Source organism: Dyella humicola, from assembly GCF_026283945.1.
Taxonomy (GTDB): Bacteria; Pseudomonadota; Gammaproteobacteria; order Xanthomonadales; family Rhodanobacteraceae; genus Dyella; species Dyella humicola.
The window spans coordinates 118,611-132,817 of the sequence record NZ_JAPDPC010000002.1; the positions used below are offsets into that span (position 1 = coordinate 118,611).

At 63.7% G+C, this 14,207-nt stretch carries 12 protein-coding genes; 10 read left to right on the forward strand and 2 right to left on the reverse strand.

Translation table 11 applies throughout. The annotated features are described in order from the left end of the window. Window positions 1–88: 88 nt before the first annotated feature. Together OUZ30_RS15245 and OUZ30_RS20360 are read left to right on the forward strand one after the other, a co-directional pair. On the forward strand, window positions 89–820 hold the full coding sequence (locus OUZ30_RS15245; RefSeq protein ID WP_266183289.1) for a response regulator: 732 nt from the start codon (window positions 89–91) through the stop codon (window positions 818–820). An 819-nt stretch (window positions 821–1,639) separates the two neighbouring features. Further along, window positions 1,640–2,638, forward strand: coding sequence for a GGDEF domain-containing protein (locus OUZ30_RS20360; protein ID WP_283256093.1), 999 nt, complete (start codon window positions 1,640–1,642; stop codon window positions 2,636–2,638). A 160-nt stretch (window positions 2,639–2,798) separates the two neighbouring features. Here OUZ30_RS20360 and rho read toward each other — a convergent pair whose 3' ends face one another. Further along, window positions 2,799–4,565: a transcription termination factor Rho gene (gene rho / locus OUZ30_RS15260; protein WP_266183290.1), complete on the reverse strand. Its 1,767-nt coding sequence runs from the start codon at window positions 4,563–4,565 to the stop codon at window positions 2,799–2,801. Between the two features lie 259 nt (window positions 4,566–4,824). After that, the gene (trxA, locus tag OUZ30_RS15265) at window positions 4,825–5,151 is read right to left on the reverse strand and encodes a thioredoxin TrxA (protein WP_266183291.1); all 327 of its coding nucleotides are present in this window, start codon (window positions 5,149–5,151) and stop codon (window positions 4,825–4,827) included. Between the two features lie 444 nt (window positions 5,152–5,595). Between trxA and OUZ30_RS15270 the strand changes: the two genes are divergently transcribed. The 8 genes from OUZ30_RS15270 to OUZ30_RS15305 all read left to right on the forward strand — a co-directional run bounded on the left by OUZ30_RS15270 (window position 5,596) and on the right by OUZ30_RS15305 (window position 14,088). After that, complete coding sequence (locus OUZ30_RS15270; protein ID WP_266183292.1) at window positions 5,596–7,323, forward strand: DEAD/DEAH box helicase; 1,728 nt, start codon at window positions 5,596–5,598, stop codon at window positions 7,321–7,323. A gap of 136 nt (window positions 7,324–7,459) precedes the next feature. Beyond that, window positions 7,460–8,137, forward strand: a complete 678-nt coding sequence (gene ftsE / locus OUZ30_RS15275; RefSeq protein ID WP_266183293.1) for a cell division ATP-binding protein FtsE — start codon at window positions 7,460–7,462, stop codon at window positions 8,135–8,137. Between the two features lie 35 nt (window positions 8,138–8,172). Continuing rightward, on the forward strand, window positions 8,173–9,126 hold the full coding sequence (gene ftsX, locus OUZ30_RS15280) for a permease-like cell division protein FtsX (RefSeq protein ID WP_266183554.1): 954 nt from the start codon (window positions 8,173–8,175) through the stop codon (window positions 9,124–9,126). A 148-nt stretch (window positions 9,127–9,274) separates the two neighbouring features. After that, window positions 9,275–10,117 carry a response regulator gene (locus OUZ30_RS15285; protein WP_266183294.1) on the forward strand — a complete coding sequence of 281 codons (843 nt, stop codon included), beginning with the start codon at window positions 9,275–9,277 and terminating at the stop codon, window positions 10,115–10,117. Then, on the forward strand, window positions 10,114–10,815 hold the full coding sequence (gene ung / locus OUZ30_RS15290; protein WP_266183295.1) for a uracil-DNA glycosylase: 702 nt from the start codon (window positions 10,114–10,116) through the stop codon (window positions 10,813–10,815). Before OUZ30_RS15285 ends, ung begins: the two co-directional genes overlap by 4 nt. A 182-nt stretch (window positions 10,816–10,997) precedes the next feature. Next, window positions 10,998–11,855 (forward strand): RNA polymerase sigma factor RpoH, encoded by an 858-nt coding sequence (rpoH, locus tag OUZ30_RS15295; protein WP_266183296.1) that lies wholly within the window; start codon window positions 10,998–11,000, stop codon window positions 11,853–11,855. Window positions 11,856–11,962: 107 nt separating this feature from the next. Next, complete coding sequence (locus tag OUZ30_RS15300) at window positions 11,963–12,661, forward strand: response regulator transcription factor (protein WP_266183297.1); 699 nt, start codon at window positions 11,963–11,965, stop codon at window positions 12,659–12,661. Then, window positions 12,658–14,088 carry a sensor histidine kinase gene (locus tag OUZ30_RS15305; RefSeq protein WP_266183298.1) on the forward strand — a complete coding sequence of 477 codons (1,431 nt, stop codon included), beginning with the start codon at window positions 12,658–12,660 and terminating at the stop codon, window positions 14,086–14,088. The genes OUZ30_RS15300 and OUZ30_RS15305 overlap by 4 nt, the downstream gene beginning before the upstream one ends. The last annotated feature ends 119 nt before the right edge of the window (window positions 14,089–14,207 follow it).

Sequence of the window (14,207 nt, forward strand, 5' to 3'; positions counted from 1 at the left end):
CGTTGGCATTTGGAAGAACGTATGGGAATGCACTGCATGGACCAGCTTATGCGGTGCGGAGGTTGGGTCAGGGCGGGCTCGGGCGTTCATGCTACTGTTTCGCGTGAACTGTTCACAAACAGTATCGAGTGTCAAAGCTGCGCATGGATTGGCCGCTGCTTGCAGAAAAAAAGTCTTTGGAGGTTTTGTGCGGATCATAATTTCCGATGATCACCCGGTCGTATTGAAGGGGTTGAAGACCTGGCTCCAAGACTACGGCAACCGTGTTGAAGTCGTTGGCGAGGCGCGTAACGGTGCCGAGCTGCTGTTGCTGCTTGGTCGTGTGCCCTGCGACCTTCTCATTACTGATTTTTCCATGCCATCCGAGGACGCCGAAGATGATGGCCTGTCCTTGATCCATCGGTTGCGAGAAGCCTACCCCAAGCTTCCGATCCTGGTCCTCACCATGCTGAGTAATCCGGCGCTGGCACAGAGCATGATGACGGCAGGCGTACAAAGCATTGTCGACAAGATGGCGATGACCAAGGAGCTGATGCTCGCAATCGACATGGCTCGTTCCGGTCGTACGTATATCAGCACGCGCATGCGCCGCCAGATCGAGAGCGCAATTCGACCCGGCGATGACGGTTTGGCCGTATCTCCTCGTGAGGGCGAGGTCATCCGCCTGCTCGCCCAAGGCCTTACTGTTTCGGAAGTCGCACGTCGCACAGCGCGCAGCGTGAAGACGATCAGTCAGCAGAAGCGCGACGCCATGCGAAAACTCGGCCTGCACAGCGACAAACAACTCTTTGAGTACGCCCGTTCGGCCGGCCTGCTCTAGTCAGTCGCGGATCGATCAACGTCAGTAGTTCGCTCCGGCGTCGGTGGCGCCTGGTCTTTGAATTACCTGGTTGCTCTAGGAATTTTCTCATTCCAGTCCGCCCCTGAAGGCACTCAAATATCACCGAGGCCACGTGATGCAGCGGCACGATCGATGTGCTTGCGCATCCATCATTCACGTGACGACTTCCCGCATACCAGGGACGTGTATGTGTCGGTGAGTACGCCGGCGATGGATTGATATCAGCCCCCTGGATCAATTTATCGGGATCTTTCAAGGATCGAACGAAGCCATGATCATCGCGCCGATGGCGTGTGGTGCTTTGCTATCGATCGGTTCGCAAAAGTGCAGCACCTACTCTGGTACAGCGCCAGAGTAGGCGCCTTCGCACGTTGCTGCGTAGTCCTATGACGGGGTTGATGTGTAAGCGAAGACTGAAACACTCGCGGATAGAAATTTTCCGACTCAAGTGCGTGTCGCTTGGCGCACCATGAGAACTCCGGTCAGGCCTCGATTTATTTCCGGGCCACACGCGGCGTACGAACAGCGACGGCTTGACTCGTTCTGACGCGGATCCTCTAGTTGGCAGGTTTTCGCTGGGATGCGACTGAATGCCAGCCCTGAATAGTGCGGACATTGGTTGCGAATGCAGTCATGAGGCGGAACTTCACGAGGTTGAGATGCCGGCCGCAAGGCCGCCGCGCTATAGCGTTTGGAGCGGGGTGTTCGAAGGGGCGCAGCATCGCCAGGCGCAGGTTAACCCGCCGTGCCGATACCCCTGATGGCGGGAGAGTCCAGAGGGGCAGTAGTGCTCGTGCGATGGATCATCACGGGAGGAGCGCGATGGGGGATTATCCGGGGCGTGTCGAAAGCCATCTGTCGGACATCGGGGCGCTCGCATTTGAAGCGCCTCTCCTGACGTCGTTGCAGCAACTCTACAATTCCATCCCGGCCGCACTTGGCGTTATCGGGCGTGATTGCCGATATCTGACGGTCAACACGATGTATGCGGCTATCTACGACACGTCTCCCGAAGCGATGGTGGGTCGGCCGGTCGGCGACGTCGTGCCGAATGCGGACTCGCAGTTGCGGGAGGATCTCGAGAGGTTCGACGCCGGCATCGGCATCATTGAGCGTGAGGTCACCCGTGCGAACGGCTACTACCTACAAGCGATCCGGCCCATACATGGCGCCGAGGGGCAGGTGATCGCGCTCACGGCTGCGCTTGTCGACATCACAGCCAGAAGACATGTGGAACTGGCGCTGGAGCAGGTGAGCCATCACTGGCAATTCCACGCCCGTCACGATCACCTGACCGGCTTGCCAAACCGCCGCCATATCGATCACGTCATGTCAGCCGAATCGCGCCGCTGTGCGCGTTCGGGAACGCCTCTGTCGGTTCTGATGATCGACGTCGACTTCTTCAAGAAGTACAACGATCACCTTGGGCATCCGCGAGGCGACGCCTGTCTTCGTGCCATCGCGGCACGATTGCGAGGCGTGCTTCGCCGCCAAGGAGACGTGGTCGGCCGTTATGGCGGCGAGGAATTCATGGCCATACTTCCGGACACCGATATTTCCGGCGCGCATGGCGTGGCCCGGAGCATGCTGCGAGCCATACGGGGGCTCGATATCAAGCACCCGGCCAGCCCCTACGGGTGCGTCACGCTGAGCATTGGCGTGGCGAGCATGATTACATCGTCCATGCACCTGCAGGGGCGTGTCGACGAGCTGCTCGGCAACGCCGATCGTGCCCTTTATTCGGCAAAGGCAGCGGGCCGCAACGCGGCATGCGGCTATCCACGACATCTAGCGTAATCGTCACACCTTCGACTCGCCATCGCGTTCGCGGTGTGCGAGCCGTCGTGTGGCCGTTTGCGGACAAGGAGCCCACCACTGCATCAGTGAGTGTCGTCGTGTGGCGAAAAGAAAAAGGCCGCCTTGCGGCGGCCTTTGTACTGGATGAAGTGCCGACGGATCAGCGCTTCATCGAGTTGAAGAACTCGTCGTTGGACTTTGTGTTCTTCATCTTGTCGAGCATGAACTCCATCGCGGCCAGCTCGTCCATCGGATGCAGCAGCTTGCGCAGAATCCAGATCTTGGACAGCAGGTCCGGCTCGATCAACAGGTCTTCGCGGCGGGTGCCGGAACGGTTGATGTCGATGGCCGGGTAGACGCGCTTCTCGGAGATGCGGCGGGACAGGTGCACTTCCATGTTGCCGGTGCCCTTGAACTCCTCGTAGATTACCTCGTCCATCTTGCTGCCGGTGTCGGTCAGCGCGGTGGCGATGATGGTGAGGCTGCCGCCTTCCTCCACATTACGCGCAGCACCGAAGAAACGCTTCGGACGCTGCAGCGCATTGGCGTCGACACCGCCGGTGAGCACCTTGCCGGAGCTGGGTACCACGGTGTTGTAGGCGCGGGCGAGACGCGTGATGGAGTCGAGCAGGATCACCACGTCCTTCTTGTGCTCGACCAGGCGCTTGGCGCGCTCAATCACCATTTCGGCGACCTGCACGTGGCGCACGGCCGGCTCGTCGAAGGTCGAGGAGATCACTTCGGCACGCACGGTGCGGGCGATTTCCGTCACTTCTTCCGGGCGCTCGTCGATCAACAGCATGATCAGGTGCGCGTCGGGGTGGTTGTAGGTGATGGCCTGCGCGATGTTCTGCAGCATCATCGTCTTGCCGGACTTCGGCTGCGAGACGATCAGGCCACGCTGGCCGCGGCCGATGGGGGCGACCAGATCGAGGATGCGGCCGGTGATGTCCTCACTGGAACCGTTGCCGCGCTCAAGCTTGAAAGCCTTGCGCGGGAACAGCGGAGTGAGGTTCTCGAACAGCATCTTGTTCTTCGACGCCTCCGGCGGATCGCCGTTGATGTCGTCGACCTTGAGCATGGCGAAGTAACGCTCGCCTTCCTTCGGATGGCGCACGCGCCCGGTGATGTAGTCGCCGGTGCGCAGGTTGAAGCGGCGGATCTGGCTGGGCGACACATAGATGTCGTCCGGACCGGCCAGGTAGGACTCGTCGGCCGAGCGCAGGAAGCCGAAGCCGTCCTGCAGGATCTCCAGCACGCCCTCGGCCCAGATGCCGCCGCCGGAGCGGGCATGCGCCTTGAGGATGTTGAAGACCACGTCCTGCTTGCGGGCACGCGCCACGCCTTCCTGCACACCCAGCGATTCGGCGAATTCCAGCAACTGGATCGCGTTCTTGCGCTTGAGTTCGGTCAGGTTGATCAGGCGGTCGTTGCTGCCGGCATCAGCGTACTCATCGTCCACGGGCAGGCCGTTGGGGTTGCGCGGATGACCGCCCCCCTGCTGACCGCCCTGGCCACCGGGGCCACCGGGGCCACGCGGCTGGTTACGCTCATGACGACGACGGCGGCCGCGACCATCACGGTCGTTGCGGTCGTTGCGGTTGTTGAAGCCCGGGTTGCCGCCGTTCGGCTGGCCACCTTCGCGCGCTTCCTGGGGCGGGCGCTGGGCGCCATCGCCTTGCGGAGCGGATTCGGAGGGGGCCGTGTTCACCGGCGCTGGAGCCGGAGCCGGCGCGGGAGCCTCGACAGCCGGCGCAGAGCGCTCGACCGGCGGGGGCGGCGGAATGTTCAACTGCGCCTGCTTCTCTGCCCTGGCGGCCTCGGCCGCTGCAGCAGACTTGCGTGGTGCTCGGGTGCGGGTCTCTGCCACAGGCTTCGACTCGGCGCCCTTGGCGTCGGTAGTTTCTTTGCTTTCGATATCAGACACGGGCAAACCTCATGCGGGGCGCCGTTGGTTACACAGGGAGGGTGACGGTGCGCGGACGGCGCGGGGGACAGGACTGTCCCGACGGACACACGAAATCTAGCACCCGATCCGCGGCGACGTAAAGCGCCGCGATCGAGATAATTCAGAATTGGAGCATTTCATGGTCTCCGAGTCGGCCTGCTGGGCCAGGCCGGCTCGCTGGCGTGGCGGTGTCATCGCCGGTGAGCGACGTGGCCACTCGGAGTCCATGCGGATGCCTTTAGATGGCCTTGTCGATCATCTGGGCGAGCTGACCCTTGCTGACCGCGCCGATCTGGGTGGCTTCGACCTTGCCGTCCTTGAACACCATCAGGGTCGGGATGCCGCGGACGCCATAGTTGCGGGGCGTCTTCTGGTTATGGTCGATATTGATCTTGGCAATGCGCAGCTTGCCCTCGTACTGCTTGGCCAGCTCGTCCAGGATGGGGGCAATGGCCTTGCATGGGCCGCACCACTCCGCCCAGAAATCCAGCAACACCGGGGTGTCGGACTTGAGCACTTCCTGCTCAAAGGCATCGTCGCTTACATGGGTAATCAGGTCGCTCACCGGGGTCTCCGAGGTTGGGCGGGAAGGGCGTTGACGACCTCGCGCCCAGCATCGGCTACACTGGGGCGCCCATGAAGCGCGGGGTCGTTCCGAAAAGAAGGTTGTTGCCGTTGCGGCAGACCTCCATTGCAGCCTAACTCGGGGCACGATTCAAGCGATTCAAGGGCGGCCACGGACAGTTCCGTTGACATAGGTGAAAGGGTTCCCTTGGGGCCCCAGTCTCTTAGGACGCAGTCCTTTGACCTATGCCAGCGGAGCTGCCGGTACTTGCCGCCTCCCTCCGGCGCCAGCCACGGAAACGTATTGCCGGCACGCGCAATCTTCGGATTCTGCCTGCCACCACGCCCTGGCCGTGCCGACCATCCACCTGTTCCTTTGAGCGTCTCAACGCCGAGGAGCCGGGCAGTCTGCTCCTGCGATGCCCGATCAATATTCCCTATAGCGATGTCACAAACTGTACTCACTGATACTTTTTTCACCAATTTCGATCTCCATCCACTGCTGCAGCAAGGCCTCGACGAGGCGGGATTCACCCGCTGCACGCCGATCCAGGCACTGACCCTGCCGATGGCGCTCGCCGGCCGCGATGTCGCCGGCCAGGCGCAGACCGGCACGGGTAAGACCTGCGCCTTCCTGGTGGCGACCATGAATCGCCTGCTGACCACCTCGGCCGTAGCCGAGCGCAAGGACAGCGATCCGCGTGCCCTGGTGATCGCCCCGACCCGCGAGCTGGCGATCCAGATCGAAAAGGACGCCAAGGCGATCGGCCGCCACACCGGCCTGCGCACCGCGCTGATCTATGGCGGCGTCGACTATGACAAGCAGCGCCAGCAGCTCAAGGATGGCTGCGACATCATCATCGCCACGCCGGGCCGCCTGCTCGACTATTACAAGCAGCACGTGTTCAGCCTCGACGCCGTCGAGGTGATGGTGATCGACGAGGCGGACCGCATGTTCGACCTCGGCTTCATCAAGGACGTGCGCTTCATCTTCCGCCGCCTGCCGGCGCGCGAGCAGCGCCAGGTGCTGCTGTTCTCCGCCACGCTGAGCCATCGCGTGCTGGAGCTTGCCTACGAGCACATGCACAACGCCGAGAAGCTGGTGGTGGAGACGGAAAACGTCACCGCCGACCGCGTGCGCCAGGTTGTCTACTTCCCCGCCAAGGAAGAGAAGATGCCGCTGCTGCTCAATCTGCTGGACCGCACCAAGGCCGAGCGCAGCATCATCTTCGTCAACACCAAGGCGGCCGCCGAGCGCATCACCGATCGCGTGAAGCGCCAGGGCTACCGCGTGGGCGCGCTGTCCGGCGACGTGCCGCAGCTCAAGCGCCAGAAGCTGCTGCAGCGCTTCCAGGAAGGCCAGCTCGACATGCTGGTATGCACCGACGTGGCCGCGCGCGGCCTGCATATCCCGGCGGTCAGCCACGTCTTCAACTACGACCTGCCGCAGGATGCCGAAGATTACGTGCACCGCATCGGCCGTACCGCGCGGCTGGGAGCCGAAGGCGACGCGATCAGCTTCGCCTGCGACCTGTATGCGATGTCGCTGCCCGATATCGAGACGTATATCGACCAGCGCATCCCGGTGGCGAACATCGAGCCGGACATGCTGGTGATGCCGCAGCCGCGCGAGCAGGACGCGCAGTTCATGGCCGATGTCGCTGCCGATAGCGCCGCGTTCGGCGACAAGGTGGAAGCGCGCGAGAAGGACGGTTCGCCGAGCAAGCGTTCGGGCAGCCGCAACGGTCGCGGCCGTGATGGCGAGCGTCCCGCACGCAGCGACAAGCCGCGTGAACCGCGCAAGCCGCGCGTCGAGGTAGCTGCCCAGGAAAGCGCCGTTGCCGTGGCAATGCCCGCCGAGACCAAGCCGGCTGAGGCAAATGGCGAGACGGTCGATGCCGCGGAGCGCAAGCGCCGCCGCCGTCGCGGTGGTCGTGGTCGTCGTCGTGATGGCGATGCGCCCGCTGTGGAGACCGCAGCGAGCCCGGCAGCCGAGAACGGCCGTGCACCGCGCGGCGAGCGTCGCTCGTCGCGTGAGCGCGGTGGTGCGGATACCGCGCATGCGCGTCCTTCGCGCCAGGTGGCGATCACCTCGGGCAAGTCGAACGAGCAGTCCTCGCCGAAGAAGGACGGATTCTTCCGTCGCTTGAGCCGCTTCTTTACCGGTCGTTGAGTGGTCGAACGGGCGACGTACTTGCGCCAAGCTGTCGCGGGCATAACCCGCGGCAGCTGATCGACAGAAAGCGCCTGACCTTCGCGCGTGCATCCCTTATCCTCCCTGCAAGGGCTCTTAGGATCGGGGACACGCGGTGATCCGCTTTGATCAAGTCAGCAAACGCTACGAAGGCGGCCATGAGGCCCTGTCGCAGCTTTCCTTTGAGGTGGCGTCAGGCGAGATGGCCTTCGTTACCGGCCATTCCGGCGCAGGCAAGAGCACCTTGCTCAAGCTGCTCGGGCTGATCGAACGTCCCTCGCACGGCGTGATCACGCTCGAAGGGCAGCATCTGGGCAAGATCGGTCGCAGTGGCATTCCCAAGCTGCGTCGCCGTATCGGCATGGTGTTCCAGGACCACCGCCTGTTGATGGATCGCACCGTGTTCGCCAATGTCGAGCTGCCGTTGATGATTGGAGGCATGGCGCCGGTCGAACGCAGCAAGCGTGTGCGTGCCGCTTTGGAAAAGGTGGGCCTGCTGGCCTACGAACGCCAGCTGCCCGCGACACTGTCTGCGGGTGAACAGCAGCGCGTGGGTATTGCGCGCGCCATCGTGGCCAAGCCCATGCTGCTGATCGCCGACGAACCCACCGGCAATCTCGATCCCACCCTGGCGGTGGAGATCATGGGCCTGTTTGCCGAGTTCCAGCAGGTGGGCACCACCGTCCTGGTTGCCAGTCATGATCTGCCCTTGATCAAGCGCATGCGCAAGCGTGTGGTGGTGCTGGATCATGGCCGCCTGGTGGCCGACGTCGCCGCGCAGGAGGTGCTGTGAGTACGCAGCCCGAGATTCCTCTCAACGAAAGCCCGCTGCTTGCCGAGACTCCGTCGCGTGGTGGGCGCACGCGCGCGCGTCCGGTGGCTAGCTGGCGCGAACACCATGGCTGGAGCGCGGCAGCCAGCCTGCGCCGCCTGATGTCGCGCCCGGTCGGCACCTTGCTTACCGTGGCGGTGATGGCCATCGCGCTGGCTTTGCCACTGACCTTTTATCTGCTGCTGGGCAACGTGCAGAAGATGGGCGAGGCCTTGGGGCAGAACCAGACAGTCAGCGTGTTTCTGCAGCCGAGCCAGGGCGGTTCCGCGGCGCAACTGGCAGCCAAGAAACTGCGCGATCGCCCCGACGTGGCGGCTGTCACCGTCAAGACGCCGCAGCAGGGCATGGACGATCTGGCCAAGATGCAGGGCTTCTCGGGCGCGTTGCATACGCTGGAAGACAACCCGTTGCCGTATGTACTCGAAGTGCTGCCTGCGCAGAGCGTCAGCGCCGATGGCGTCGAGCGCCTGGTCGCGGATATGCGGGGCATACAGGGCGTGGATCAAGTGCAGGACAGTGGCACCTGGCGCCAACGCCTGGAAGCCTTGCTTGGGGTCGGGCAGCGCGCGGTGCTGATTCTTGCCGTCTTGCTGGCGCTGGCGGTGTTGCTGGTGGTTGGCAACACCATACGCGTGGATATCGCCAGTCGCAGCGAAGAGATCGGCGTGCTGATGCTGGTGGGAGCGAGCCGCGCCTTCGTGCGCCGACCTTATCTCTACGCTGGCATCTGGTATGGCCTGCTCAGTGGCGTGCTGGCGGCAGCTTTCGCGGTGCTGGTCGAGCTTTCGCTGGCTGATCCTGTCGCGCGGCTGGGCCATGCCTATGCCGGCAAGCTGCAGATCGACGTGCTGCCATTATGGCTGCTGGCGTCGGTGCCAGTGGCTGCCGCCGTGCTTGGCTGGCTTGGCGCACGCCTGGTAAGTGCATGGCAGCTGCGCAAGGCCGCCTGAACCGTGCGCGGGCTCACGGCTACGCTGGAGATCTAATGAGAGGGTTGCGTTGCCGGTGCATGCTGCCGGCCATCGAACTTACGGTGCAGGGTGGGTGCGCTGGGATTTCGCCGACAGGGAATGCCGGCCAAGACGTGGATGACAGGGGATGAGTGCGAGTTTCAGCAGTCGCGTAATGGGGGCGGCGCCCAGGGTGCTGGTCGTCGACGGCTCCAAGGTGGTGCGCCAGTTGATTGCCCGCGTGCTCAAGGCCGAATTGCCCGAAGCCGAGGTGATCGGCTGCGGCACGGGCGCGGAGGCACACGAGCTGCTCGACGGCGCTGCCTTCGACTTCATCACCATCGCGTTGCGTCTTCCCGACATGGATGGCCTGGAACTGGCGCGTCACGTGCGCGAATCGGCGGCCCAGGCCTATGTGCCCATCGTGGTCGTCTCGGGCGATGTCGATGACCGCCTGCACCGCCGGACCCTGGGCGATCATGTCACGGACTATTTCGACAAGTCGCTGGGTTTCCAGGCGCTGGCCGAGTTTATTCGCGGCTATGTGCGCCCGCAGGACCAGGCCGAGGGCGACGTGTTGTACGTCGAGGACAGCCGCGTGGTGGCCTTGGCGACCCGCCGCATCCTGGAAAAGCACGGGCTCACCGTGCACCACGTGATCAGCGCCGAGGACGCGCTGGCGAAGCTCGATGCCGCCAAGGCGCAGGGTGTGGTGGGCGCCGACATCGTGCTCACCGACGTCAGCCTCAAGGGCGAACTCACCGGCGGCGACCTGCTCGAGCGGATCCGTCGCGACTACGGTTACGGCAAGGGCCGCCTGCCGGTGCTGGTGATGACCGGCGACGAGAATCCGGTGAACCAGGCCGCCTTGCTCCGGGCTGGCGCGAACGACCTGGTCGAGAAGCCGATCGAGGAAAAGCTGCTGATGACCAAGCTGTTGTTCCAGTTGCGCGTGTCGCGGCACCTGCGCGACCACGACGAAGCCGCATGACCGAGGACAAGGTCAGGCTGGACCCGTCCTGGAAGGCGCGGATCGGTGACTATCTGGTGCGGCCCGATATGCAGGCCCTCAGCGACTTCCTGCGCGCCGAAAAACAGGCCGGCAAGGTGGTCTACCCGCCAGGGCCTGAGATCTTCGCGGCCTTCGACCACACCCCGTTCGACGCCGTGCGGGTGGTCATCCTGGGCCAGGATCCGTACCACGGGCCGGGTCAAGCGCATGGGCTGTGCTTTTCGGTGCGCCCTGGCGTGCCGTCACCGCCCTCGCTGCAGAACATCTTCAAGGAAATCCAGCGCGATCTGGGCTTCCGGGCGCCGGACCACGGCTGCCTCACCCCCTGGGCCGATCGCGGCGTGCTGTTGCTCAATAGCGTGCTGACGGTCGAGCAGGCCATGGCCGCCTCGCACCAGGGCAAGGGCTGGGAAGGCTTCACCGATGCGGCCATCGAGGCCCTGAACCGGGAACGGGAAGGGCTGGTGTTCATGCTCTGGGGCGCCTACGCCCAGCGCAAGGGGCAGCTGATCGACCCGGCCCGCCATTGCGTTCTGAAGTCGGTGCACCCATCTCCTTTATCGGCGCACCGCGGTTTTATCGGCTGCGGGCACTTCTCGTCGGCGAACCAGTACCTGGAAGCCCACGGGGTGGCCCCTATCGACTGGTCCCTGCCGCCACGCGCTCAGCTCGGCTGAGCGGCCGTTCACGTCTTTTGAACCGCCCGGACGGCACAGTGGGCCTCCCCCATTCGTCACTCTGGACGAATGACCTGTATTCCTGTACGATGTAGTTCATTAAAAGGACTGGAACCTTTCCGGTCCTTTAGCACTCGTACTACCCGAGTGCTAAGCTGATCCCCTCACAGGAGGTTCCACACATGTCTCAAGCTTTGGTGACCGCCAACCTGCCGGTGCCGAGTGTCGTCGGCAGTCTGGATGCCTATATCTCGGCGGTCCATCGGATTCCGGTGCTGACCCAGGACGAGGAGCAGGCGCTGTCGCGACGCTTCAACGGCGAGAATGATCTGGAGTCGGCCCGCCAGCTGGTGATGTCGCACCTGCGCTTCGTGGTCCATGTGGCCCGTGGCTACAACGGTTATGGCCTGCAGCTGTCGGATCTTATCCAGGAAGGCAATATCGGCCTGATGAAGGCCGTGAAGCGCTTCGACCCCGACCAGGGCGTGCGTCTGGTGAGCTTTGCCGTGCACTGGATTCGCGCCGAAATGCACGAGTTCATCCTGCGCAACTGGCGCATCGTCAAGGTCGCCACGACCAAGGCGCAGCGCAAGCTGTTCTTCAACCTGCGCAAGAGCAAGAAGCGCCTGGGCTGGATGAACGCCGAGGAAGTGCGCACCGTGGCCAAGGATCTAGGTGTACCGGAAGCGACGGTGCGCGAGATGGAATCGCGCCTGTCGGGCCGTGATATTGGTTTCGAAGCCCCGGCGGATGCCGACGAAGACGCCAAGCCGGCGCCGGAAGCGTTCCTGATCGACGAAGGTGCGGACCCGTACGAGAACGTGTCCGACGCCGACCAGGCCGATAACCAGCTCGACACGCTGTCCACCGCGCTGCAGAAGCTGGATGCCCGCTCGCGCGACATCATCCAGCGCCGCTGGCTGGACGAAGACAAGGCCACCCTGCAGGATCTGGCCGATGAGTACGGCGTGTCGGCCGAGCGCATCCGTCAGGTCGAAGCCAATGCGATGAAGAAGATGCGCGGCCTCTTCGCCGCCTGATCGCTTCGATCGGCGTACGATGCCAACGGCCCCTGACGGGGCCGTTTGGCTTTGCGGAGACATGGTCGCTTCCGTGCCCCTTAACCGGATGTTCGGTCCACCACGCCATGCCCAGAGTTCTGGTAATCGAAGATGACGAGGCGACGGCGCGAGAAATCGTCGCCGAACTCACGGTGCACGGCATGCTGGCCGAATGGGTCGCGAACGGCCGCGAAGGCTTCGATCGCGCGTCGCAGCGTGACTACGATCTGATCACCCTGGACCGCATGCTGCCCGGCATGGATGGCATCGATGTGGTGGCCGCCATGCGACGCGCGCAGATCGATACGCCGGTGCTTATGATCAGCGCGTTGAGCGATGTTGACGACCGCGTGCGTGGCCTTCGCGCGGGGGGGGACGATTACCTAACCAAGCCTTTTGCGCCGGACGAAATGGCGGCACGCGCCGAAGTGTTGCTGCGTCGTCGCCAGCCGCAATCGGCCCAGCGTCTGCGCGCGGCCGATCTCGAGCTTGACCTGGTGAGTCACCTTGCTTACCGCAACGGCCAGCCGCTCACCTTGTTGCCGACGGAATATCGGCTGCTCGAATTTCTCATGCGTAATTCGGATCAGGTGCTGACCCGGGCGATGATCTTCGAGACGGTATGGGGTTTCCATTTCGATCCCGGCACCAACGTCATCGACGTCCATATCGGCCGATTGCGGCGCAAGATCGACAGTGCCGGGCAACTGGCGCTGATTCACACGGTGCGCGGCACCGGCTACATGCTCACGGCCGCACACGACACCTTGCCGGTGACATCATGAACGCACGTCCGAATGGCTGGCAGTCGGCCACCTCGCGCTTGATCCTTATCTATGGCGCCTTGTTCGCCGTGTGGGGGTTCATCCTCGTGGGCGTCATCCAGTGGGAGACGACCCGTTACCTCAACGGGGTGATCGACCAGATGCTGCTGCAGCGCATGCACTACATCGCCTCGACCGATCCCGCACGCATGCCAGCGACCGTGGATGCCGCCAGCGCCATCGATCCGCACGGGATCATGTCGGTGGGGCTGTTCGATCGCGATCATCGTCCGGTGGCCGGCAATATCGACCGCCTGCCGACCTCGCTGGTCCAGGACGGCCAGGTGCACATGCTGGAGCATGGCTTGCCGCGCCCGGACCGCGATGCCGAGCGCGTACGCGCGCGCGGCCTGGCCAACAAGCTTCCCAACGGCGATATCCTGGTGATCTCCAAGGACACCAGCACCATCGACGGCCTCGGCGCGATCATCCGCCGTGCGCTGTTGTGGGGCATCTCGCTGACCATCATTCCCGGCCTGCTTGGCGGATTCCTGTTGCGGCGGGGTCCCAGGAAGCGCATTCGCGCGCTGCAGGAAGCGACGGATCCCATCCGTCAGGGCGACCTTTCCAAGCGCTTGCCCGTGAGTCGACGTGGTGACGAACTGGATCAACTGGCCGCCATCGTCAACACCATGCTGGGTGAGATCGAACGCCTGATGAGCGAAGTGAAGGGAGTGTGCGACAACATCGCGCATGACCTGCGCACGCCGCTCACGCGCTTGCGCGCTCGCCTCTACCGCACGCAACAGCAATTGGAAGGTCGGCCAGAGGAAGCCTTGCTGGAAGCGAGCATGGTGGACATCGATGCGGTGCTGACGCGCTTCCGCGCGCTATTGCGCGTCTCCGAACTGGAGGATCGCAACCGCGCCGCCTGCTTCGACGAGGTGGATATCGGCCAGGTGCTGCGTCAGGTGCACGAGTTCTATGCCCCGGTGGCGGAAGACCGCGGCCAGCCGTTTGAACTGGATGTGCAGCCGTTGGCGCCGATTCGCGCGGATGCCCATTTGCTGTTTGAGGCCTTGGCGAACCTCGTCGGCAACGCGATCAAATTCACGCCGCCCGGTGGAAAGGTCAGTTTGCGCGCGAGCATGGACAAGCGTGGTCCGCGGGTGGACATCATCGACAGTGGTCCGGGCATTCCTGCCGATGAGCGCGATGCGGTGACACGCCGCTTCTATCGCGGCGACAACAGCCGCACGACGGCAGGCTCGGGACTCGGCCTGAGCATCGTCAGCGCCATCGTGCGCCTGCATGGTTATGCGCTGGATATCGGCCAGGCGACCACGGGCGCGCGTCTCACGCTGTATTGCTATCCAGTGGCACCAGGCGAGAAGCCCGGCACCTGCCTGACCCGCGCCGTGCCGGAAGTGACTCCTTTGACGGTGTGAGCGCGCGACTTGCTCTTACTACTTCGCCCCTCGGGGAAAAGGCTGGGATGAGGGGCGGGTGCCTGCGACTTCGCGACAACTGAGCGCTAAGGCCAGGGTGCCGCTTACGCAGCGGGCGT

Excerpts from the sequence above, each read along its gene's own strand:
- OUZ30_RS15285 (WP_266183294.1), top strand. The coding sequence starts at position 9,275 with ATGAGTGCGAGTTTCAGCAGTCGCGTAATGGGGGCGGCGCCCAGGGTG.
- OUZ30_RS15300 (WP_266183297.1), top strand. The coding sequence starts at position 11,963 with ATGCCCAGAGTTCTGGTAATCGAAGATGACGAGGCGACGGCGCGAGAA.
- OUZ30_RS15245 (WP_266183289.1), top strand. The coding sequence starts at position 89 with ATGCTACTGTTTCGCGTGAACTGTTCACAAACAGTATCGAGTGTCAAA.
- OUZ30_RS15270 (WP_266183292.1), top strand. The coding sequence starts at position 5,596 with ATGTCACAAACTGTACTCACTGATACTTTTTTCACCAATTTCGATCTC.
- OUZ30_RS15305 (WP_266183298.1), top strand. The coding sequence starts at position 12,658 with ATGAACGCACGTCCGAATGGCTGGCAGTCGGCCACCTCGCGCTTGATC.
- OUZ30_RS20360 (WP_283256093.1), top strand. The coding sequence starts at position 1,640 with ATGGATCATCACGGGAGGAGCGCGATGGGGGATTATCCGGGGCGTGTC.
- rpoH (WP_266183296.1), top strand. The coding sequence starts at position 10,998 with ATGTCTCAAGCTTTGGTGACCGCCAACCTGCCGGTGCCGAGTGTCGTC.
- ung (WP_266183295.1), top strand. The coding sequence starts at position 10,114 with ATGACCGAGGACAAGGTCAGGCTGGACCCGTCCTGGAAGGCGCGGATC.